Genomic DNA, 21939 nt, shown 5'->3' on the forward strand with positions numbered 1-21939 from the left:
AAGTAAATCAATCAAGTACTCGTCGTCGTGAATTTTGAACTATTTGGAGTTATGTCTCGTGAAGTTCACTAAAAAACTCTCAATTATTGTTTGTAGTTTGACCACTGCTCTCCTTCATACTGCTGTGATTACCAATACTTATAAATCAGCAGCACAAGCAGAAGGATCAGAACTGATTATCAACGGGGGATTTGAAAACGACCAACTCGTAGATCCTAATAATCCCAACGCTACAAATCCTAATGTTACAGGATGGATTAAAACTGGCGATCCGATAGATACATCAGGTACTAGGATTGACAATTTTGCTAATACTGGTAACCAAGGTTTATCGCTTGGTGGATTTACAGCCTTGAGCTACATATCACAGACTATCCCTACAATTGTTAATCAACACTACCGACTTACTTTCTATTTCGCATCCACAGAGGAAGCACCTGACCTGGATAATAAATTTAAGGTTTTTATACGTGGAAACAGGGTTTGTTGGAAAAAGAATACTTATCACCAACCCTACACACCATACACGTTTTATTTTAAAGCCAAAGAAACATCCACCGAGATCAAGTTTGCTTCCAGAGCCAAATATGCATTTTTATATTTGGATGATGTGAGTGTCAAATCTACAGAACAACAAGGAGAAAACTCTGTATGTGACGATCCTGAGAATGAATAAACCACAAATCGCAAGCTAACCTTAATTCTCTTAAACTCCCAAACGATATCTGGCTCTATTCTGTTGAGAATACCACTGAAATTCATCTGATTAAAAAACTCCATAATCGGTTTATGGAAAGATTATCTATGGTGCATAACTAACTCTCATAAACCTGGATAAAGTGTTTATTTTTATTAACACCAATTAGAGCCAGCATAGATGTAACTATCAACTTGTTTTAACTGTCGGAATTTGGAATGATTTGGAGTCAAGTTTCATGAAATTAACTAAAAAACTCTCAATAATGGTTTTTAGTTTTACCACTAGCTTAGCTAGTACTGCTGTGATTAGTGGTACATATATTCCAGTAGCACAAGCACAATACGATGCCAACTATGTTCTAGATATTAGAGACATAGTTTATAATGGAGGGTTTGAACTCGACCCCCTCGTAGATCCTAACAATCCCAACGTTACAAATCCTAATATTACAGGATGGACTAAATCTGGCGATCCGATGGATACATCAGGGATTAGAATCAGCAATTTTCCTCAAAGCGGTAATCAGGGTTTGTCACTTGCTGGATTTTTAGACCTCAGTTACATATCACAGACGCTTTCCACACAACCTGGTCAGCAATACGAACTTAGTTACTATTTAGCATCTATAGCTGAGGCACCTGACCTTGATAATCAGTTCCAAGCATTTGTAGGTGGAAATAAAATTTTTGATCAAACAAATATTTCTTTCCAACCCTACACACCATATAAGTTCAATTTCACAGCAGACTCATCATCCACAGAGTTAAAGTTTGGGTCTGTAGATAAATATGCATTTTTGTATTTAGATAATGTGAGTGTCAAACCTGTGCCTGAGCCATCAACCATTGGAGGAATAGCAGTTGTAGGATTACTAGGAATTTGGCTGAAGAAAAAGCGATCGCTACCATTACCACCTGATAAACTCTCGAATTGATTAACCTCATTGCCAAAACCGTAAACCCCCCGAACTGGCAGGGCTGACAAAACAATGAAAATCTGGAATCGACAAAATTGCTACCGCCAGCGAAGATGAAACATTAAGGTTTGGGATCTGAACATAGGAGGGAGTTTAGCATTGCTAGACTCCTACTCCCTTTTTCAAGCTAGAAAAACTAATTGCAAAAGAGACTAGCCTTGAGCAAATTTGTATGATATACTAGTAAATGACTAAAAAGCATGGCTCAGTAGCTCAGTTGGTTAGAGCACGGGACTCATAAGCCTGGGGTCGTTGGTTCAACTCCGACCTGAGCCACTTTAAAAATTATCAAAATACGGCTAATATCCTGTTTTGTACTTTTGCTCTCCCTAGATCGCGAAAACAGGGTTAAATAACTCTGTCGGCGCATTTGAGTAGCCCCTAGCTATGGGGATGCTCACAACAGTGCTGCCTGTCGGGGTGACGCACCGAGCATTAGCTTTTACAGCACCCTGAACAAGGAACAAAAAGAGCAAATTCCGCAAGTTTTACGGGAATGGCTGCGTTACGTAATGAGAAATACTTTGGCGCACACCGAACACCGCCCAAGTCAGCCGATAAACTCTTTTTCCCGATCTGAAATCATAAGACCTGCCTTGAAAATAGGGAGTGGGGAGTGGGGAGTGGGGAGTAGGGAAAAGAAATTTTCATTGTTCCTTGTGAGTGCAGCTCATGGAGTCTCTTGCAAAAGTCCCCTAACACCCCACCCCCAGCTCCTCCCCGCAGGCTCTTAGGGGAGACTTTGACGTAAGTCAAAGGCGGGGTGGGGTTCTTTTTTTGATTTATGCAAGAAGTCTATGGTAGTAGCCCAGCTAGGGCGATCGTTCTCTAACCTGACTGGGCTGAAACAGAACGTAGGGTTACCAGGGTCCCCAAATAGCAAAGGTTATTCCTGGACTCTGTATGTTGACAAACATCGTCTGACCATCGGGGGAGAAACACACCCCGGCGAACTCTGATGTGTTGAGGGCATTCTTAGCAAACTTGTAAAGACTGCCACTGGAAGTGATGCCCAGAATGTAATCCGTTCCATCCCCATCTTCACAAAGGAAGATGTCCCGGTTGGGGAAAACCACAAGATTGTCTGGATTGTCTAGCACACCAGAATTGTTGGGTTCAATATAGAGTTCAACGGTATTATTAGCGGGCGAATAACGCCAGATTTGCCCATCTCCAGAACTACCCCCACTCTTGCAAGTGAAGTAGACATAACCACTGCCATAAAAGATGCCTTCCCCACCTGAAAACCTGGCAGCACCTTTGTTATACCCTTCTGTTCTAACGGTATCAGAGGTAGGATCGGGATTGTTAATCTGTACCCATTCGACCGCTCTAGGCGTATTTTTTGGGAAACCTGTAGCTGTGTTAATTCCAGACGACCCCGTAATCTTTAATGCGTATAGCAAGCCGCCAGCACTCAGATTGTTGCTTTGGTTGGGAATGAAGCGGTAGAAAAGCCCGTTTCCTTGGTCTTCCGTCATGTAGATATACCCTGTGTTGGGGTCTACAGCGGCAGCCTCGTGATTAAAACGCCCCATAGCTGTTAGTGGGACGGGGGTAACAAAAGTAGTTGCGCTACTGGGAACTTCAAACACATAACCATGCTTCTTGCCGTTATTAGTTTCAAAAGTTTCCTCACAGCTTAACCAGGACCCTGAAGGCGTAGGACCACCAGCACAATTGCGAATGGTTCCCGCTAGGACTCCCCGATGTTCTACCAAGGTACGGGAAGGACTAACAACCAATTTAGTACAACCGCCCCTCGCATTTGAGTTGTACTTGCTGCCACTGGGAGCGCTCAAACCATTGCTAGAAGTGGGAGTGAGTTCGTGGTTGCGAATTAGAATCGTATTGCCATTAGATCCTGCAAAAGCACCCATACCATCGTGACCACCAGGTACCCGGTAAGTATCATTCATCGTTTGACCTGTTTCGGATAGTCTGCGGTAGGTGAATCCAGGTGGTAAATCTAATACTCCGTTGGGGTCGGCCACTAAATTACCGTAGGGACCCGCAGCGATCGCGGGTTTAGCATAGAATGCTTGCAAAGGAGATAGAAGGACAGCACCTGTAGCTGATGCCCCTGCCAGCGTAAAAAACTGACGTCTAGATAGATTCAATGTATACTCCCTAATGTTTTGACGAGGCTTAATTTATTGCAAATGCCAGCCTCAATTATCTGGGAGGAGCAAGTTTTTTTAATTAATAAGAGGTTAAAAAAAGATTATTCAAGCACAGTGATTTCCAGGAGGTTCTATGGTAACTTTTGACAACTCGTTTTTTGTCTTAAAGCTTTTCGCGGCACTGGGCTGTGGGCTGATGGCTGGAGTCTTTTTTGCCTTCTCCACCTTTGTGATGAATGCCCTTGCCCGACTTGAGCCGGTGCAGGGCATTGCGGCTATGCAATCCATCAATATCACAGCGATCAATCCGTTGTTTATGCTAGTGCTGTTTGGAACGGCTGCGGCTTGCATCGTTCTTTTAGTCTTTTCACTGTTAAAGTGGCATCAACCCGGTGCTGCCTACTTGCTACTCGGTAGCCTGCTCTATCTCGTCGGCACATTAGGCGTGACTATCGTGTGTAATGTGCCGCTCAATGATGCGCTGGCAAAAGTCGAGCCAGGTAGCACCGTAGGCGTGAATTTATGGTCTAGCTATCTTACCAACTGGACAACCTGGAATCACATTCGAGCAGCGGCGGCGCTAGTAGCAGCGGCATCCTTCACCATCGCCCTCTGCTATCGAGCAATCCAATCATAACTTTGCTTATGCTGACTGAGGGAGCTTCAGAAGTAGAGGGGAAGTTGTAGCAAGTCTTTCCCGTCTGCTCCAGAAGTTTCTTCTCAATAGACTTCTTGCATAAATAAGTTTTTATCTCACGCAGAGGCGCCCAGGCGCAGAGAAGAGAACGCAAAGAATGACTTTTGCAAGAGACTCCATAAGCTGCGTTCACAAGGAACAATGAAAATTTCTTTTCCCTACTCCCCACTCCCCACTCCCTACTCCCTATTTTCAAGGCAGGTTTAATGCACCACTCACCACTATTTAATATGGCGGATGACTTCGGCAATTGACCAAGCTTGAGCGATCGCTCCTCTGGGTGTATGAGGTGGATCGCCATCAAAAATCTCAGAAATGGAACCAATACAAGCAGCAAATAAAAAGTGATCTATCAGGGGTTGCCAATCAAAAGGCAGCGTTTGTTGTGGATAAAAACGTTGCCAAGCGCGAATATAAGGGCCAATTAACCAAACCCAAACACTGCCTTGGTGATAAGCGCGATCGCGTTGCTCTTGGTTGCCCTCATATCTCCCTTTGTATTCAGGATCTCCTGGATCGAGACTGCGAAGCCCGTAGGGAGTCAGCAAGCTGGAAGTTGCCAAATCTAGTATCTGACACCCTTGCTGTTCAGAAAACCCACAATGGTGCAGCGACAGCGCCAAAACAGCATTGGGACGAATTTGAAAATTTCGGCGATCGTCCGGCTCAATAACATCGTAGAGATAACCTAGCTGAGGATTCCAAAACTTTTGCAGGGAATTTTTTACCTGTTGTGCTTGCTGAGCATAACGCTGCGCTTGTTTACTAAGACGCACTGGTTCACCAAATTCAAGTTGGCTCAACCGTTTTGCCCACTGACTTAGCCAACATAAAGCCGAATACCACAGCGCATTGATTTCCACTGGTTTGCCACGACGAGGAGTAACAGGATGTCCCCCAATTACCACATCCATCCAAGTCAGGGCTACACCGCGAGCATCCCAACCAATGAGTCCATCGGTAGCATCAGCCTGGATATTATAGCGTGTACCACCGACAAAAGCTTTATGAATTTGCTGCACTACAGGAAACTGCTCTGCCAAAAACTGCCAGTCTTGTGTAGCTTCCAAATAAAGTCCTAAAGTTTCAATCCACCAAAGGGGTGCATCGATACTGTTATAAAACGGTTCACTATCGACATCAGGAAAGGCATTAGGAATCAAACCGTGGCGACAGTAATGCCCAAAAGCTCGCAATAGTCCTTTTGCTAAGTCAAAGCGCTGGGGAACTAGCGTCAATCCTGGTAAGGCAATTAATGTATCCCGCGCCCAGTCATTAAACCAGTGATAACCAGCAATCACCGTCGGACCTGCTATTGAGGCTCGATAGACGATAAAGCGATCGCTGGCTTTGAGTAGTTGTTGCCTGATTAGGGAGTGGGGAGTGGGGAGTGGGGAGTAGAGATTGGACAACTCTTTCCTAGTCCCTAGTCCCCAGTCCCCAGTCCCTCCCTCACTCCATCCAAAAATCTGCGAGAGCCTTTGTTGCTCTGCTTCCACGGCTTCTGCAAAGGTTTTGGCGGTAAGAACGCCTAGCACAGAATTGGGAAGACCTTCTCGTGCTTCTAGAGTCACCGCATCTCCTGGTTGGAGTGTAACTGTTAAGTAACCAGGACTGTGGAGGTCTTCCTTGTCACCTAATCCCCGTTTTGTCTCCTCCAAGAATCGATAATTCCAATACCAAACTGCATCTGGTTGATAATTGCCTTGTGTCCAACGCAGATGCCAAGGTATACCATAATGCTCAGATTTTCTTGCTTGGAGGCAGACTTGCTGTTGCCCAAGCAATTGGGAGAACTGTAATTCTGGGCTAAAAGTCTGTTGATGATGAAAGTTACGTTCTGCTATCAGAAGTCGCAGCCGTAAAATAGCTTGTTCGCTTCCCTCATAGCGATACTGAATTAAAATCCGATGAGACAATTGGTTAGGGGCATTGGGTACGGGGGAGAATGAAAAATTACCTCTTTCCCCTCTGCTCCCCACTCCCCACTCCCTACTCCCTTCCCAACCATAAGGCATCACCAATTGTCTAGTTAATTGCCAGTTATCTTGACCCCAAATCCATTTTGGAACTGGGTTAATATCAAAAGAGCGCAACAGTTCGTAGCCCGATCGCTCTATCCGACCGTTACCCCAAATATTTGTCCCCAGCGCCACAACATTCCCTAATACTTCCAAGCTAGCTTCCAGGTGTGATAACAACAAGGTACGCTCAGAAGGGGGGTTTGTAGCAGCAAATAACCAACCGTGATAAGTGCGTGTGCGGATGTCAGAAACCGTGCCACTGGCAAAACTTCCTAGACCATTGGTAAGCAACCATTCTCTTGTATCTAAATCAGACATTTGCTACTCAAAATCGTTATGAGTATGATATAGTCGTAACAGATCGTAATCAAACTGTGAGAGCGTGGATGGGTGAGTTTTACCTGACCCAAATTCCAACGCTACTAAACCGATAAAGGAGAATTGAGTTAATGTCCCTAACTTACGGAACAGAAGGAAGCCTCCGCGTTGGTCAGCAAGCTCCCGATTTCACAGCAACCGCTGTGGTAGACCAGGAATTTAAGACAATCAAACTTTCCGATTATCGCGGTAAGTACGTCGTCCTGTTTTTCTACCCCCTAGACTTTACCTTTGTTTGTCCTACTGAAATTACAGCATTTAGCGATCGCTACGAAGAATTCAAGAAAATTAATACGGAAATCCTTGGGGCTTCCGTTGATAGTGAATTCTCGCACCTCGCTTGGATTCAAACCGATCGTAAGTCTGGTGGCGTTGGCGACCTGAATTATCCTCTAGTCTCCGACATCAAGAAAGAGATTAGCGCTGCTTACAACGTGCTTGACCCAGCAGCAGGCATTGCCTTGCGTGGTCTGTTCATCATCGACAAAGATGGTATCATACAGCACGCCACAATTAACAACTTAGCTTTTGGTCGTAGCGTTGATGAAACCCTACGGACATTACAAGCAATTCAGTATGTTCAATCTCACCCAGACGAAGTGTGCCCAGCTGGTTGGCAACCTGGTGACAAAACAATGAATCCTGACCCAGTGAAGTCCAAAGTTTACTTCTCTGCTGTCTAGATTAGATTTACTGGAGTTAATTCGGTAATCAACAATAACCACAGATAAACAAAGAATCTATCTGTGGTTTTTTCATCAAAAGGGAATGGGGCATGGGGCATGGGGCATGGAAGCAGGGGGAGCAGGGGAAGCAGGGGAAGAAAAACTATTGATTATTGACTCATGCCCAATGCCCAATGCCCAATGCCCAATACCCGATTATTTTAAATGATCTAAAAAATATGCTGACTTCAACTGATTTTACCGGCTTATTAAATGAGCGATTCTTTCGTAACTTTTTACCCGTTCCGGCTACAAATCAACTTAGATTAGGGGTAGGAACACCAGATTTCCAGTTGCCAGATATCACCAACGGTACTTTAGTAAAACTGTCTGATTATAAAGGTAAACAACCAGTGTTACTTGCCTTTACTCGCATCTTTACTGAAAAGCAATATTGCCCTTTTTGTTTTCCCCACATCAAAGCTTTGAATGAAAATTACGAAGAATTTAAAAATCGTGGTATAGAAGTTTTAATGGTTACTAGTACTGATGAACGGCAGAGTCAAATAGTTGTGAGAGATTTAGGCTTACAAATGCCGTTACTTAGCGATCCTAGTTGTCGAGTGTTTCGTACCTATAATGTAGGACAAGCTTTGGGAGCGCCTTTACCAGCCCAGTTTGTATTAGATAAACAAGGTAAACTCCAGTATTTACATTTATTTTCTTTCCTGGATCACAATGCTAGTGTTGAGACATTGTTAGAACAATTCATCGATGATTAAAAAAATAATTGATGTTTTGCCATTTAACCCAAACAGATGAAAGGTGACTCAATTATAAATTAAGTTATCGCTGGAAATGGCGAATTTAAAATCTATTTTTTTGGTTGTTTTTCTTTGGTGATTTGATGAGCGATCGCAACAATTATGACTTTGAGTAATGAATTGTGTTAAACTGTATACTCTAATACCCTTGGTTTTGATTTTAGCGATCGCTAATCACCCAGACCACATATACAGCGCTTTTCAGTAACTCAGCAGCTATACCACTCCCCACTCCCCATTCCTTACTCCCCTCCTGATTCGTTTGCCTTAGGCATTGCGATCGCTTATGCTAAATGTCAGTCTAATTGGCATGATCTTCTGTGGACCAAAACCGCGAACCGTTTATTAGTCTGGCACTTTACCACGCCTTTAAATGGTCAGTCGTCAGCCCCATGCTTCACACTTACTTTCGGGGTAAAATTTATGGCGCGGAAAATGTCCCTCATTCAGGGCCATTGGTGGTGGTAAGTAATCACGCCAGTTATTTTGATCCGCCAATTGTCTCTAATTGTGTACGCCGTCCAGTAGCGTACATGGCTAAAGAAGAATTATTTAATATCCCAATTTTGGCGCAAGCGATTAAATTGTATGGTGCTTACCCAGTGAGTCGAGGAAGTGCCGATCGCAATGCCATCCGTTCAGCCTTAGAATACCTGAATAACGGTTGGGCTGTCGGTGTTTTCTTGCAAGGTACTCGCACACCAGATGGTCGAATTACAGACCCCAAAAGAGGCGCACTACTGTTAGCAGCGAAAGCCAAAGCCCCAATATTGCCAGTAAGTGTTTGGGGTACCGAGGCGATTTTAGAAAAAGGCTCGAAAATACCCCACGCCGTTCCCGTGACAGTCAGAATTGGTAACTTAATTGATGCTCCCAGTTCCAGCAATAAAGAAGAATTGGAGGCGTTGGCACAAAAGTGTACCGCTGTGATTAATCAAATGCATGATTTAGGACGATGAGTTTGAGAAGTCCAAATATATACTTTAGGGGGGTGGCGATCGCTATTACATTTCTCTAACCTTAAATTCAATAGTTTCAGTAGTCTCATTTGAAATTCTAGTAACAGTTTTTTCTAAAGACTTTATGGCGTTGCTGATTTCATGTATGAAAACGATTGTGCATCATATCAAAATCCTTGTAGAGACGTTGCAATGCAACGTCTCTACATCTTGATTCATACCACAATTCAACAACGCCGACTTTATAATCCAAAATCCAAAATCCAAAATCCAAAATTAATATGAGCGGCTTTGAAGCCAAAAACTTATGGCAACGATTAAATAATCTGGCGTTAGTCCGCTTTTTGCTCTTAGTTGCTTCAGGATGGGCAATTGTACAACTTTTAGCTTACTTTGAAGCAGTCATCGTTATTTTCACATTCGCCGCGATTTTGGCTTTTTTGCTCAGCTATCCTGTAGAATGGCTGCGGCATTTTTTGCCCCACGGCGTAGCAGTTGGTGTAGTTTTCTTACTCAGTATTGTAATTATTGGGGGTTTGATAATTACGGTAGGTTTAACGGTTTTATCCCAAGGACAACAATTAATTGATACTATAACTGGATTTTTAAATTCTTTATTACCCCTATTAGACCAATTAGAAGAATTTTTCCGCAGCCGTAATCTTCAGATAGATTTAAGTTTTGTTCAAGAACAATTGCGAAATCAAGCTATTTCAAGTATTGTCACTAGTCTAGCTATATTACAAAGTTTTTTGACAAATTTCGTCACTTTTACCTTGATTGCAGTTGTAGCTTTTTTCATGTTGTTAGACGGAGAAAAGCTATGGAACTTTATATTAAAAATAGTACCAAAACAACGCCGTGACAGATTTACTAAGGTCATCAGACGCGCCTTTCTCGGATTTTTTCGAGGTCAGTTTTTATTAAGTTTATTCCTGACGAGTACGACTTTCTTAGTTTTCTTAATATTACAAGTACCTTTTGCCTTATTATTATCAGTAATCGTTGGGATTGTTGATATTATTCCTGGCATAGGCGCAACATTAGGAATCAGCATTATAACTTTAGTTGTATTATCTCAAGGCTTTTGGTTGGCATTGAAAGTATTGATAACTTGCATTGTGCTTCAGCAGATACAAGACAACTTGATTGCACCAAGAATTATGCAAGGTGCGCTAAATCTCAATCCTGTAGTGGTATTCTTTGCGTTGCTAGTAGGCGCTAGAGTAGCAGGATTATTGGGTGTTTTTATATCTATTCCCATAGCAGGAGTAATTGTGTCTTTGTTTGAGATTGAGGAAATGAAATCTGAAGCTTAGTCAAACAATTTTAGATTTTAGATTTTGGATTTTAGATTGACCCCATACCTTCTTCCTCGCTTGAGTAAAAAATTGTATATTTTTGATTTGTTCCATAAATAAATTTGGTGGCTTCTCTACTAGACATTACGCGAATAGAGATTTTTAGAGTTTGAATTTTTAATCCAAAATCTAAAATCTAAAATTCGGTCATTTGTCATAAACTACGAACTAGTGAATAATATAAAAATGGTTATCTAAAAATAGAAATTGAGGAATAATGTCGGATTTAAGAGCAGAATTAACAGAAACTGTGGATGAGGCAGAGTGGGAGTGGCTAATTCCTCATGTGCAGCGAGATGCAGTAATTTTAGTGGCGCTTGAGTTAAGCTTAGTGGATGTTGGAGTAGCGATCGCAAATGATAATACTCCATCAGTGCAACAATGGATTGATGAACAATTGATTACCAAACCCACCACAGCACAGTTGGGAGAATGGAATACCGATGCCACCAAGCGATTTAATACTCTCATCGTCCAACCTTACGTTTTAGTCCAAGAAATCATCGCAGCCTAACGAAGATAGTTTCTTTTTCCTACCTCAAAAGGTATTCATAAAGTATTTCGCCACCATCTCACTGGCGTTTGCAACTCCTCCGATAACCAGTAGTCAAATTGCGGATAAACTGGTAAACGCTCAATTAACTCCCACCCCGCAGGCTGTAAAATTTGTCTCAATAGCTGCTCCTGAAGATGAGGATAATCAGGATTAACTTCATCTTTTGGGCTAATCCCGCCTAAATCTCGCGCACCAGCTTCGATACAAGCAACTAACCATTGGTCATCCTTAACTAAATTCGGCGGAATTTGAATTGTAATATCTGCTGGTAGAATTTCACGTGCTTTAGCAATGACTTCTGGCAATTCATGGGGGTTAAAAGGCGGTGCATTAAAACTCTGCTGATTTCCTGGACTATGAGGTTGCAAAATTACTTCTTGGATATGATGGTAACGCTGATGAAATTCAGATATTGCTGCTAATGTTTCCCACCAATCATCAGCAGTTTCACCAATTCCTAAAAGTAATCCTGTTGTAAAAGGAATCTGCAACTCTCCAGCCCATTCTAATTGTTGCAGCCTTACTTCTGGTAATTTGCTCGGTGCATGTCGATGTACAGTATTTAACAATGTCGGCGTTAACTGTTCCAACATCAGCCCCATCGAAACATTTACACGCTTGAGCTTTTGCATCTCTGCAAAACTCAATGGACCTGCATTGGTGTGAGGTAGAAACCCCATTGAAAGTGCTAATTCACACAAATCATAAATCCGACTAAACCACTCCTGACGCTTTGGTGAATGGGGATGAACTTCACCACTAAGAATAAGAATTTCACAAACTTTTTCAGTTTGAAGTGGTTTTAAAATACTTTCTGCATCCGAGATATTCATCCAGGGATTTTTACCTGGTTCAGTGCGAAAGTTGCAGTAGCTACAGCGATTGAAGCACTCATAAGTAGGAACAATCGTATAAGCAGGGCTATAAGTAACAACGCGAGAATTATTAATTGGCATATTGCATGTCTCGCTTTTGTGAGGTAAAAGGTAAGGGCGGATAGCTATGCGCCCCTACAAATTTCTCTATCTCATGTAATCGGTAACCGCTACAGAAGGCCATTTATCAACTGAAAATCAAATTATTATAAGGTGTGTTACTCCTTGAGCCTAACGCACCACTAGATACAGCAGATTTAAGCTTATTGAAGCACAGCTTCTAGGTTTCAAAACGATGCATAGAGCCTATTCTAATTCTGTTAGCGCACCGAGACGTAGCCCATTCTGACTTCTGAATTCTGCTGTAATACCATTTCAAGAAAATCTTGATACATATAGATTTACCGTAGGGGCGCACAGCTGTGCGCCCCTACCAAGGTATTTGTATCAACCAGGACTTACGCAAAATTATGAAAAAACGAACCGCAAAGGACGCAAAGGACACAAAGAAATAAGAGTTTCAGAGAGTTTTTGCGTAAGTCCTATCAACTTTCAAGTGAAATGGTATAACAATGAGCGAACGTACAACCTCTGATGGCTATTCCCGGATTATTTAATCTTTTTGTGAATTCCTGGTAGTTGCCACCAGGGAACATGGGGATATTCATGATGTTCTTTGTGGTAGCCAAAATGATAACACGTAATAAATGACAACCAAGTTGGACAGTCAATAGTTTGGGCACAATGAGGTTGAACATAACCCCTTATTGGCTCACTGTGGGGTATAAAAGTACCAAAATAAAATAATTGTAATGAACTCAAAAGCGAGGGAAATACCCAAAATAAAATTAAATTTTCATGGGGTATGTGGAGTATACGATTAGCAAATTGATAGCTCAAAGTTATGGCAATCATTTGTCCCCAACTCCAGTAATTTATCATAAAATTACAATACCAAGCCCAGAAACTTTTGTGTTTCCCATCATGGAAATCTGGATCTATTTGACTCGCAGGATTCCGGTGATGTAACCAATGTTTGGTCAAGAGTTTTTGATATGGTAAAAGGGCATAAAGAGATAGGCTCAACCTGCCAATCAAATGATTAATCTTAGAGTTTTGCGGAAAAACTAAGCCATGCATAGCATCATGAGATGTAATAAATAATCCTGTATATAAAAATGCTTGCCAAGGGATCAAAATGCATATCCAAAAATTTAATTTGGATATATCAACTAAAATTAAGAAAACTAGACTTATAAGCCACACGCTAATAATAAAAATAGCAATGAAAAGTCCCCTAAAAGTAGATTTATTTTTTAGTAATGGGGTTAGTTTTGTTTGATGATTTAGTGGTTGTTCTAACTGGATCACGCCTTTACTCCGCCTAGCATTCAGGTAAAAATTCTTAAAATCTAGTCCAATACAGTTCAGATAAACCCAAAACCCTCATGTAGAGACGCGGTAAATCGCGTCTTCTTATCGCGTCTTCAAAGGCCAATTTCTCCACGAATAATCGTTAACTGAGCCATATTGAAATATAGTCATGACAAAACTACTAACCACTAGCCAGAAAATTCTATTAGTGGTCAGTTTTTTGGACTGGAGAGTGCTAGCACTCTGAAATTATTGAAAAATATTAAGATACGTTAACTATTATTACACAAATAGGCCTATACGAAAAACTGTTTTTGCTTGGAGGACTAAGTAAATAAGCAAAACAACTCGTAATAATTAATACCTCAAATCACTAATGTCTTTGATTTGATTATTGTGACTCGCATTCTCGTTTTGTTACATAGTGGCGATAGCGAAACATTGCTTCTAGCTGTGCTTGGACTAACCAACCGCTGATAAATTCAACTGTTCCTCCACCAGGCATTGAAAAGGAAATAGCATCAGTCAGCCTAGTTTTATCAGCATCTTGTGGTTCAAATTCATGTCGATGTACCCAAGACTCAAAAGGGCCAGATATCTGTTCGTCGGTGAATAGGCGATATTTTTCGTATTCAGTATGACGCGCCAGCCAAGTTAAGGGTAATGGGCCGAGAAACAAGCGAAATTCTGTGATAGCACCCACATCAAGCCCTCCATCACGACGGACTACTTGGAGTGGCTGCCAAGGTGGAGTCAGCAGTTGCAAAATGTCTGGTCTTTCGTGAAATTTCCAAACTACTTCTGCTGGTGCGTTGATTAGTGATGAATGTTTAAAGTGCAGCATGGAAAGAAAAACCTAAAATTCAACTTTCAGATTCAGTATCAATCTCAATATCCAGAGTTTCTTCATCAACCCGGACATACAAAATATTTGGGTTACAGCAAACTTGACAATCTTCTACATAGGATTGTTGTCCCCCAGCACTCAAATCAATAAAAGTTAAGTTTGGTTCGCCGCAATAAGCGCAGTAATACTCAGCTGTGGTTTGCATCAAGTTTTCAGGTATGAATTCAAAGGTCTTGGGGACTGGAGACTGGGGTCTGGGGACTAGGTATCATGTAATTTTTCAATTTGGAACGCAATCCCTAATGCCTAATCCCCAATCCCCAGTCCCCTTTTGGGCTGAGTCGAAATAACTCCTAGCTTCAGCCAAATGCTTTAGTAGTGTAGACTGTGGCAGAGGTCCTTGCAAGTGACTCCAGGGTAATATTTGCTCTGTTGACCAATCGGCATGGACGTAAAAATCTAAGTCGGGGATTTGTCCTTTGAGTTGTTTGAAAGCACGTTTGTAGCTACCCAAGGAATCACCAAAGTTACGAGTTAGTTGCAGAAGTTGGGAGAGTCTGCGATCGCCCCTGGATAACAAAGCCTGTATAATCGACCAATTATAGCTTTCTGGGCGAAATTCTATCCCCTTTGGTTTGAGTTGTTTTTGTAAAAGCTGCAACCGCTTTTCGGCTTGACGATTCACTCCCAACCATTGAAACGGTGTATGTGCCTTGGGTACAAACGTGCTACATCCAAACGTTAACCGCAATCCCGGTGCAGCTTTTTTGATACTGTGCATCATCGCCACGGTTTGTTCTAAATCTTCTGCTTGTTCACCGGGAATTCCCGCCATACCGTAGAGTTTTAAACCTGTGAGTCCACCAGCCTTGGCATTGATGGCTGCTTGGATAATTTCATCGTTATGCAGCTTTTTGTTGATAATTTGCCGGATTTTCTCGGAACCACTTTCTACAGCAATGGTAAGCGATCGCGTGTCTCGTTGCGCCAAAGTTTTTGCTAACTGGACTGTTACAGTATTGGTGCGGACTGAAGCAATACTCAGACGAACATCATCATACTTTGGCTGACTAATATAATCTAGTAACGCTGCAAATTCTGGGTGTTGAGTGACAGAAGCCCCCAATAATCCCAAACGATTTGTAACTTGTAAACCTCTTTCAATAGCTGGAATTAATGAATCTTCCAGACTCGCAGTTCTAAAAGGTAATGTCAGATAACTTGCCAAACAAAAACGGCACATTTCTGGACAACTTCTCACCACTTCCACCATGTAAATATTTTCCCAAGCTGCTTTTTCAGTAACTACAGTCGAGGCTGATAAAGTATTTCCTCGGTAAGTTTGTTTTTGCACCACTGCGGGAATTTCTGCGGAAATTGGTTTAATTGACTTTACTGCACCATCTTTTGTGTCATATTCCACCTCATATAAACTCGGAACGTAAATACCTGGTACTTGTGCCAGTCTTTGTAGTTGAGTTTGTCTTGAAGCATTTCTTACTTCTTTGTAAGCTTCAATCAAATTACCCAATAAATTTTCGCCATCCCCCAGTAGAATGACATCAAAAAAATCTGCAAATGGTTCTGGATTAGCAGTGAGAACTGGACCACCACCAAATATTATCGGATGAGAATCATCACGAGAAGTTGCCCAAATAGGAATTTCTAAAGATTCGAGCAAATTTAGAATATTTACATAATCCAATTCCCAGGAAATAGAAAATCCGACAATTTCCGGATTTCTGGGGAGTTGTTCATGAGTATCAGTAAATAAGCGGCTTACCTGTACATCATCACGCATTGCCAAAGTCGCCCAAACTACCTGATAGCCAAGGCTAGTGATACCAACGCTGTATTCATTGGGAAAGGCGAATATCAGGGGAATAGCGTTGGTGTCTGGGGTAGTGGGTGTAAATAAAAGGCGTTCCAAGTCAAATACAGATGATGTCACAGGTGTTATTTACGAGCAGAGTTATCTATATTTAATTTTAAGCCATAGAATTATCAGATTAAAAAATAATGTGAGACTGTTAGCAAGAATAATTGGTAATGCTTGGAGATAAATTCCGTATATTAACCACAAAAAAATACCGCTGATAAATGTAACCAACATCACAAAAGAAACGTCTTTTGCTGACTTGGTTTGCCAAATTTTAAACATCTGCGGTAAAAAGGCGATCGTGGTTAGTGTGGCAGCAGCTAATCCTAGAACCATTAAAAAGTCCATTCATGCAAACCTATAAAATAAAGCGTTTATTCGTCGAAAAACTTAACAATTGATTTTGATCATACTGTATTAATGTCTTCGAGTTTACATTCTACCGTCAAGTAAAAATTGGAAAAAATTAAAAGGGGAAAATTTAAATTTTTCCCCTGACATCAAAGTATATGTGATAAGCTAAAATGCTTTTAGATTGAATAAAAGCCGATCTAAGATTTTTTTTAATGCTTAACCCTGATGGGTGAAACAAATCCAAAATCCAAAATCCAAAATGGTTTGACACTAGCGAAACCTATCAATTAATTCTTCACGCGATAACTGCAATAGTAAACGCGTAAACTGTTCTGGTGGTAATGCCAATAAAGGTTCAATAATGGCTTGAAGCTGATTATCTATTTCAGTAAAGCGAACCTTGAGCAAATTTTCCACCACCAAGCGTTCCCCTTCTTGTATCGCCTGTTCTCGATCTTGTTGGTAAAGTGGTGCTAATCGCATAAGTAATTCCCTGTCTTCTTCGTCTTGATTTTGGGTAACTTGTAAGTTTTGTTGCAAGTTGTACAGCAATTCTAACGCCGCTTTGCGGAAAGGATTATCAGGAGTCAGTGCTTCTAATTCATCAATTGCTTGCTTTTGAACATTCCCTCTACCAATAATTCCAAATCCTGATAAGAGTTGCGCTGATGCTGTGGGTGTAAAAATCCATAATTTGGGTAAATCCGATTCAAGAATGCGAGTGTTATTTCGATTTGCTTGTCGTTGTAAATCGCCGCGTACCTCTAATAATTTTAAGATACAATCGCAAATTTCTGTAGCCTATGCAGTGTTACGAAAAGGCTCAAATAACGATGGGTTAGTGGCAAACTGACTTAATAAACCTAGTGTGTCTGAAATAGTGCTTGGTTGTGGTTTGGGGATGAAATAAACGTCAATTTGTCTAACTTCTCCTGCGACTCGCCGGGGTGCTTGAACTTCACCGTATGGGGTGAGTAATTGTTCCAGGTAGTCTTTGGTAAATTGGTCATGAATGAATCTGGTCATTTCTTGATATTTTGGCGATGCAACCCAGTTGATTTACTATTATCTTGGGATTTTTTCAGATAAGACTTAGCCCAAGAGTAGCGTTTGGAATCTTTTTTGAGTAAATATTCTGCGGCTTCATGTCGTTTATTCTCATCTTTTGTACTTCGGAATACTCGTTTTAGTTCATCATCTATATCTTCAGTTTTAGCACCACGTTGTATAGCTTGTTCAAACCAATAGTCACCTTCAACATAGTCACCACGATCGTAATAAATTGCTCCCATTAAAGTATAGGGTTGATAACTATTAGGCTGACATTCCATAGCTTTTCTCGCACAACTTTCAGCATCAGCTAAGTTTTCCATATCTCTGAATGCTGCACCTCTAGTCACTAAAATAGCTGATTTTAGATTACTTTCTTTGATTCTTCCTAAGTCCAAATTAGTAATTTTTAATGCCTGTTCGGGTTGTTCAGCTTTTCGCCAATAACTACTAGCAGTAGGTATATGCCATTTATGACCAGTACGCTGAATTTCCTGTTCATAAAACTCTGCTTCTAGTCTGTAATGTGCAATCGCAATCTTGCCCTCACGAGACAACATATTTTTTTCTATTAGTTGAGCTACTAAAATAAGGTCTAAACGTTCTTTTTTCTCCAGCTTGACCATAATTGTGTAATATGGCTCCATTGTGAGAGTAGGATCTATCAATCCATATTTCCTCTTGAGGATAGCAAAATGCTTTTCTTGAGCTAAAATAATAATATCTTCACGTCCATGATTGTTCAGCCATTCAAGTTCTGAATCACTTAATATTCCTACTGATTCAATTTTTTGCTTCAGACTAGAAGCATATTTTTCATCAACAATTTCAATTGTTTCAGTCAGTTGATATTTTATCAAAAATTTAATATCATCTTCATTGAGGCGATTCTCTGTATCAAGTCGTTTGAGAAGCGGATATAAATAATTAGCAGGTGATGAATCTTCATATTGGCTTGCATTATACTTTACCTTCAATGTAATAAACTCTCGTTTCTGTTCGAGTTCTTTTGCAATAGCAATTGTTTCTTTCAGTCCTTGCTGTTCTAACCAGTAAATTTCTTCATAATTTAGTTTTTTATCTGCATCAAGTTTTTCCAGTATTTGATATAGCTTACTAGCTAGAGATTTATCTGGGTGTTTGCTTGCTTGGTACTTAGCCTTAAGTTCTGTAAATTTAGCTTGTTTTGCAGACTCTTGGTGTTCAAATATTTCTATGGTTTCAAAAAGTTCATGATTTAGCAACCACTCATATTCAGATTCACTTAAACTTGCTTCCGTATCTAGTTTTTTTAGGACTTTATACAATCGGCTATCAGGGTATGAATCTTGATGCCTGGTGGCTTGATATTTTTCCTTTAAAGCCACAAAATTTCTTATGTCTTGAAGAATTGCAATTGTTTGAGTCAAAATATTATCTTGCAATAATTTTACTTCTGAATCAGTCAAATTATTTCCCGATTCCAGTTTCCAAAGTATCGGATACAAAAAACTATCTACTGAATATTCCCAAGGTTTACCAACCTTATACTTAGTTTTCAGATGAGAAAATTCAGCTTCTAGCCTTTTGGCTTCTCCAAGGCTAAATTGCTGTAGATGAATATTTTCTATAGTTTCAAAAAGTTCTTGCTCTCTTAACCAATCAAACTCTAATTGAGTTAGCTCAATTGCTAAGTCAACTTTTCGCAAAATCAGATATAGCAGACTAAAGGGTGATGAATCTTGATAATTACTAGCTTGGTATTTAGATTTTAGTGCAGCAAAGTGTTTGAGCCGATTTTCAGATTCTTTGTCCATGTTGATAGTAGACGCGATCGCACTTAACGAAATGTGTTATTCGCTACTATAGCAACACTAATAAAAAAGGGCGAGTCAGATACCCACCCTAGAAAAATAAAAATTTTCTCGTAGTCACAGAGTACTCTACAGCACCTTACACTGACCGTGATGCCGCAGTAAATGGTCGCACAATACCAACGCCACCATCGCTTCAACCATCGGAACTGCACGCGGTAACACACAAGGATCGTGTCGTCCTTTTGCAGCTAATAGTGTTTCTTCGCCTTCACGAGTTACTGTTTTTTGTTCTTTTCTAATTGTTGCTGTCGGCTTAAAAGCAACTCGTAAAATAATATTTTCTCCGTTGGAAATTCCCCCTTGAATGCCACCAGAACGGTTTGTTACGGTGCGAATTTCGCCATTTTCATCAATATAAAATTCGTCGTTATGCTCAATTCCCGTTAACAGCGTCCCGCCAAAACCGGAACCAATTTCAAAGCCTTTACTTGCAGGGAGAGACATCACACCCTTAGCGATATCAGCTTCCAATTTATCAAATACTGGTTCGCCTAAACCTTTGGGCACATTTCGCGCCACACATTCTACTACACCGCCAATAGAATCACCTTGTCTGCCAGTTTGCTCGATTAATTCAATCATGCGTTCAGCGCATTCAGCATCAGGACAGCGGACTATGTTGCTTTCAACTTGTTCTAAGGTAACAGTATTGGGGTCAACCACACCTTCCAAATCCTTAATGCGCTTCACATAACCGATAACTTCTACATTGGCAACTTGGCGGAGAATTTTTTTAGCGATCGCACCTGCTGCTACTCTTCCAATTGTCTCACGTGCTGACGATCTACCACCACCCTGCCAATTGCGAATCCCATATTTTGCATCATAAGTTGCATCCGCGTGAGAAGGGCGATATTTTTCGGCCATCTCGTCGTAGTCTTGGGGACGAGTGTCTTTGTTCCGCACCAAAATTGATATAGGTGTTCCCAAAGTTTTGCCTTCATATACGCCTGATAAAATCTCGCAGGTATCTGCTTCTTTCCGAGGTGTGGTAATTTTACTTTGTCCCGGCCGCCTTCTATCTAGTTCTACTTGAATTTCTTCTGCCGAAATTTCTAGTTGTGGAGGACAACCATCAATCACGACTCCTACACCACCGCCGTGAGACTCTCCAAAAGTAGTGATCCGAAATAGATGACCAAAAGTGTTACCCATGATATTGAGGAAAAAGGGTGAGGCTTATGTATTCTACAGAGTTTTTGCCAAAGAAACTTTTGACTGACCAAAATCTACAAAAACAAAAACGCTCCCTGTTTCCAGAGAGCGTTTTTGATTTAGCTAAACTTGAGAATTAACCGTTGATAGCAGGAGCGGTTAGAGCTACAGGAGCAACATCACTTGCTGCCAAGTCTAAGGGGAAGTTGTGAGCATTGCGCTCGTGCATTACTTCCATACCCAGGTTAGCGCGGTTGATGATGTCAGCCCAGGTGTTGATGACGCGACCTTGTGAGTCGATGATCGATTGGTTGAAGTTGAAACCGTTCAAGTTGAAAGCCATTGTGCTTACACCCAAAGCGGTGAACCAGATGCCAATCACAGGCCATGCAGCTAGGAAGAAGTGCAAGGAACGGCTGTTGTTGAAAGAAGCGTATTGGAAAATCAAGCGACCGAAGTAACCGTGGGCTGCAACAATGTTGTAGGTTTCTTCTTCTTGACCGAACTTGTAGCCGTAGTTTTGAGATTCGCTTTCGGTTGTCTCACGAACCAAGGAAGAGGTAACTAGAGAACCGTGCATTGCGGAGAATAAACTTCCACCGAATACACCAGCCACACCTAACATGTGGAAGGGGTGCATCAAGATGTTGTGTTCTGCTTGGAACACGATCATGAAGTTGAAGGTTCCGGAGATACCCAAGGGCATACCATCGCTAAATGAACCTTGTCCGATGGGGTAAATCAAGAATACTGCGGTTGCAGCAGCAACAGGTGCAGAGAATGCTAGGCAAATCCAAGGACGCATTCCCAAGCGGTAGGAGAGTTCCCACTCACGACCTAAGTAGCAGAATACGCCAATCAGGAAGTGGAACACTACTAGCTGGTAAGGACCGCCGTTGTACAGCCACTCATCAAGAGATGCTGCTTCCCAAATTGGGTAGAAGTGCAAACCGATAGCGTTGGAGGAAGGAACAACTGCACCAGAGATGATGTTGTTTCCGTAAACTAAGGAGCCTGCAACAGGCTCACGGATACCATCGATGTCTACTGGAGGTGCTGCGATGAAGGCGATTACGAAGCAGGCGGTAGCAGCTAGCAGGGTGGGGATCATGAGTACACCGAACCAGCCGATGTATAAGCGGTTGTTGGTGCTGGTGATCCAGTTGCAAAACCGCTCCCATACGTTGGCGCTTTCGCGGCGTTGAATGGTTGCTGTCATTGTTTTATAAATGCGGTTGCTTATTTAGCGAATGAATTAGGTAGGTTTGACTACCTTGTTACATATC

Annotated in this window: 19 protein-coding genes, 1 tRNA gene and 1 pseudogene; 9 read left to right on the forward strand and 12 right to left on the reverse strand. The window is 41.4% G+C overall.

Features of this window, described 5'->3' with window-relative positions; genetic code table 11:
• Positions 1-58: 58 nt before the first annotated feature.
• From IQ276_RS11635 to IQ276_RS11645, 3 genes are all read left to right on the forward strand, one after another.
• Complete coding sequence (locus IQ276_RS11635) at positions 59-676, forward strand: DUF642 domain-containing protein (protein WP_193917745.1); 618 nt, start codon at positions 59-61, stop codon at positions 674-676.
• 286 nt (positions 677-962) lie between these two features.
• On the forward strand, positions 963-1634 hold the full coding sequence (locus IQ276_RS11640; protein ID WP_235115594.1) for a PEP-CTERM sorting domain-containing protein: 672 nt from the start codon (positions 963-965) through the stop codon (positions 1632-1634).
• A gap of 244 nt (positions 1635-1878) precedes the next feature.
• Positions 1879-1952 (forward strand) — tRNA-Met (locus tag IQ276_RS11645).
• Between the two features lie 584 nt (positions 1953-2536).
• On the opposite strand, the gene IQ276_RS11650 is transcribed toward IQ276_RS11645, so the two are convergent.
• Positions 2537-3796 carry an alkaline phosphatase PhoX gene (locus tag IQ276_RS11650; RefSeq protein ID WP_193924077.1) on the reverse strand — a complete coding sequence of 420 codons (1260 nt, stop codon included), beginning with the start codon at positions 3794-3796 and terminating at the stop codon, positions 2537-2539.
• Between the two features lie 136 nt (positions 3797-3932).
• Between IQ276_RS11650 and IQ276_RS11655 the strand changes: the two genes are divergently transcribed.
• A complete protein-coding gene (locus IQ276_RS11655; RefSeq protein WP_190880257.1) occupies positions 3933-4436 on the forward strand; it encodes an anthrone oxygenase family protein in 504 nt (167 codons plus the stop codon).
• 281 nt (positions 4437-4717) lie between these two features.
• On the opposite strand, the gene IQ276_RS11660 is transcribed toward IQ276_RS11655, so the two are convergent.
• On the reverse strand, positions 4718-6838 hold the full coding sequence (locus IQ276_RS11660; RefSeq protein ID WP_235115595.1) for an amylo-alpha-1,6-glucosidase: 2121 nt from the start codon (positions 6836-6838) through the stop codon (positions 4718-4720).
• Positions 6839-6969: 131 nt separating this feature from the next.
• On the opposite strand from IQ276_RS11660, the gene IQ276_RS11665 reads away from it, so the two are divergent.
• The 5 genes from IQ276_RS11665 (at position 6970) to IQ276_RS11685 (ending at position 11221) form a co-directional block, all read left to right on the forward strand.
• Positions 6970-7581, forward strand: a complete 612-nt coding sequence (locus IQ276_RS11665) for a peroxiredoxin (RefSeq protein WP_073644091.1) — start codon at positions 6970-6972, stop codon at positions 7579-7581.
• A 221-nt stretch (positions 7582-7802) separates the two neighbouring features.
• Complete coding sequence (locus tag IQ276_RS11670) at positions 7803-8345, forward strand: peroxiredoxin family protein (RefSeq protein WP_193917471.1); 543 nt, start codon at positions 7803-7805, stop codon at positions 8343-8345.
• Positions 8346-8707: 362 nt separating this feature from the next.
• Positions 8708-9346 (forward strand): lysophospholipid acyltransferase family protein, encoded by a 639-nt coding sequence (locus tag IQ276_RS11675; RefSeq protein WP_193917468.1) that lies wholly within the window; start codon positions 8708-8710, stop codon positions 9344-9346.
• Between the two features lie 281 nt (positions 9347-9627).
• Positions 9628-10665, forward strand: coding sequence for an AI-2E family transporter (locus tag IQ276_RS11680; protein ID WP_193917466.1), 1038 nt, complete (start codon positions 9628-9630; stop codon positions 10663-10665).
• Positions 10666-10924: 259 nt separating this feature from the next.
• A complete protein-coding gene (locus IQ276_RS11685) occupies positions 10925-11221 on the forward strand; it encodes a DUF2288 domain-containing protein (protein ID WP_193917464.1) in 297 nt (98 codons plus the stop codon).
• Positions 11222-11256: 35 nt separating this feature from the next.
• On the opposite strand, the gene cofG is transcribed toward IQ276_RS11685, so the two are convergent.
• From cofG to psbA, 10 genes and pseudogenes are all read right to left on the reverse strand, one after another.
• Positions 11257-12219 (reverse strand): 7,8-didemethyl-8-hydroxy-5-deazariboflavin synthase subunit CofG, encoded by a 963-nt coding sequence (cofG, locus tag IQ276_RS11690; RefSeq protein ID WP_193917463.1) that lies wholly within the window; start codon positions 12217-12219, stop codon positions 11257-11259.
• Between the two features lie 528 nt (positions 12220-12747).
• On the reverse strand, positions 12748-13509 hold the full coding sequence (gene crtW / locus IQ276_RS11695; protein ID WP_193917460.1) for a beta-carotene ketolase CrtW: 762 nt from the start codon (positions 13507-13509) through the stop codon (positions 12748-12750).
• A 394-nt stretch (positions 13510-13903) separates the two neighbouring features.
• Positions 13904-14356 carry an SRPBCC family protein gene (locus IQ276_RS11700; RefSeq protein WP_190880269.1) on the reverse strand — a complete coding sequence of 151 codons (453 nt, stop codon included), beginning with the start codon at positions 14354-14356 and terminating at the stop codon, positions 13904-13906.
• A 19-nt stretch (positions 14357-14375) separates the two neighbouring features.
• Entirely contained in the window at positions 14376-14564 is a 189-nt protein-coding gene (locus tag IQ276_RS11705) for a CPXCG motif-containing cysteine-rich protein (RefSeq protein WP_073644100.1), read from the reverse strand.
• Between the two features lie 75 nt (positions 14565-14639).
• Positions 14640-16310: a B12-binding domain-containing radical SAM protein gene (locus IQ276_RS11710; RefSeq protein WP_193917458.1), complete on the reverse strand. Its 1671-nt coding sequence runs from the start codon at positions 16308-16310 to the stop codon at positions 14640-14642.
• A 21-nt stretch (positions 16311-16331) separates the two neighbouring features.
• A complete protein-coding gene (locus IQ276_RS11715; RefSeq protein ID WP_190880273.1) occupies positions 16332-16586 on the reverse strand; it encodes a SemiSWEET transporter in 255 nt (84 codons plus the stop codon).
• A gap of 276 nt (positions 16587-16862) precedes the next feature.
• Positions 16863-17618: pseudogene (locus IQ276_RS11720) on the reverse strand (hypothetical protein).
• Entirely contained in the window at positions 17615-19438 is a 1824-nt protein-coding gene (locus IQ276_RS11725) for a tetratricopeptide repeat protein (RefSeq protein ID WP_193917456.1), read from the reverse strand. The pseudogene IQ276_RS11720 and the gene IQ276_RS11725 overlap by 4 nt, the downstream one beginning before the upstream one ends.
• 126 nt (positions 19439-19564) lie before the next feature.
• Positions 19565-20653: a chorismate synthase gene (aroC, locus tag IQ276_RS11730; RefSeq protein WP_193917453.1), complete on the reverse strand. Its 1089-nt coding sequence runs from the start codon at positions 20651-20653 to the stop codon at positions 19565-19567.
• Positions 20654-20789: 136 nt separating this feature from the next.
• Positions 20790-21872, reverse strand: a complete 1083-nt coding sequence (psbA, locus tag IQ276_RS11735; RefSeq protein ID WP_193920531.1) for a photosystem II q(b) protein — start codon at positions 21870-21872, stop codon at positions 20790-20792.
• Between the last annotated feature and the right edge of the window lie 67 nt (positions 21873-21939).

It is taken from the genome of Desmonostoc muscorum LEGE 12446, assembly GCF_015207005.2.
Taxonomy (GTDB): Bacteria; Cyanobacteriota; Cyanobacteriia; order Cyanobacteriales; family Nostocaceae; genus Nostoc; species Nostoc muscorum.

Excerpts from the sequence above, each read along its gene's own strand:
- IQ276_RS11670 (WP_193917471.1), top strand. The coding sequence starts at position 7,803 with ATGCTGACTTCAACTGATTTTACCGGCTTATTAAATGAGCGATTCTTT.
- IQ276_RS11660 (WP_235115595.1), bottom strand. The coding sequence starts at position 6,838 with ATGTCTGATTTAGATACAAGAGAATGGTTGCTTACCAATGGTCTAGGA.
- IQ276_RS11700 (WP_190880269.1), bottom strand. The coding sequence starts at position 14,356 with ATGCTGCACTTTAAACATTCATCACTAATCAACGCACCAGCAGAAGTA.
- cofG (WP_193917463.1), bottom strand. The coding sequence starts at position 12,219 with ATGCCAATTAATAATTCTCGCGTTGTTACTTATAGCCCTGCTTATACG.
- aroC (WP_193917453.1), bottom strand. The coding sequence starts at position 20,653 with ATGGGTAACACTTTTGGTCATCTATTTCGGATCACTACTTTTGGAGAG.
- IQ276_RS11680 (WP_193917466.1), top strand. The coding sequence starts at position 9,628 with ATGAGCGGCTTTGAAGCCAAAAACTTATGGCAACGATTAAATAATCTG.
- IQ276_RS11725 (WP_193917456.1), bottom strand. The coding sequence starts at position 19,438 with ATGGACAAAGAATCTGAAAATCGGCTCAAACACTTTGCTGCACTAAAA.
- IQ276_RS11685 (WP_193917464.1), top strand. The coding sequence starts at position 10,925 with ATGTCGGATTTAAGAGCAGAATTAACAGAAACTGTGGATGAGGCAGAG.
- IQ276_RS11715 (WP_190880273.1), bottom strand. The coding sequence starts at position 16,586 with ATGGACTTTTTAATGGTTCTAGGATTAGCTGCTGCCACACTAACCACG.
- IQ276_RS11705 (WP_073644100.1), bottom strand. The coding sequence starts at position 14,564 with ATGCAAACCACAGCTGAGTATTACTGCGCTTATTGCGGCGAACCAAAC.
- IQ276_RS11655 (WP_190880257.1), top strand. The coding sequence starts at position 3,933 with ATGGTAACTTTTGACAACTCGTTTTTTGTCTTAAAGCTTTTCGCGGCA.
- psbA (WP_193920531.1), bottom strand. The coding sequence starts at position 21,872 with ATGACAGCAACCATTCAACGCCGCGAAAGCGCCAACGTATGGGAGCGG.
- IQ276_RS11640 (WP_235115594.1), top strand. The coding sequence starts at position 963 with ATGGTTTTTAGTTTTACCACTAGCTTAGCTAGTACTGCTGTGATTAGT.
- IQ276_RS11665 (WP_073644091.1), top strand. The coding sequence starts at position 6,970 with ATGTCCCTAACTTACGGAACAGAAGGAAGCCTCCGCGTTGGTCAGCAA.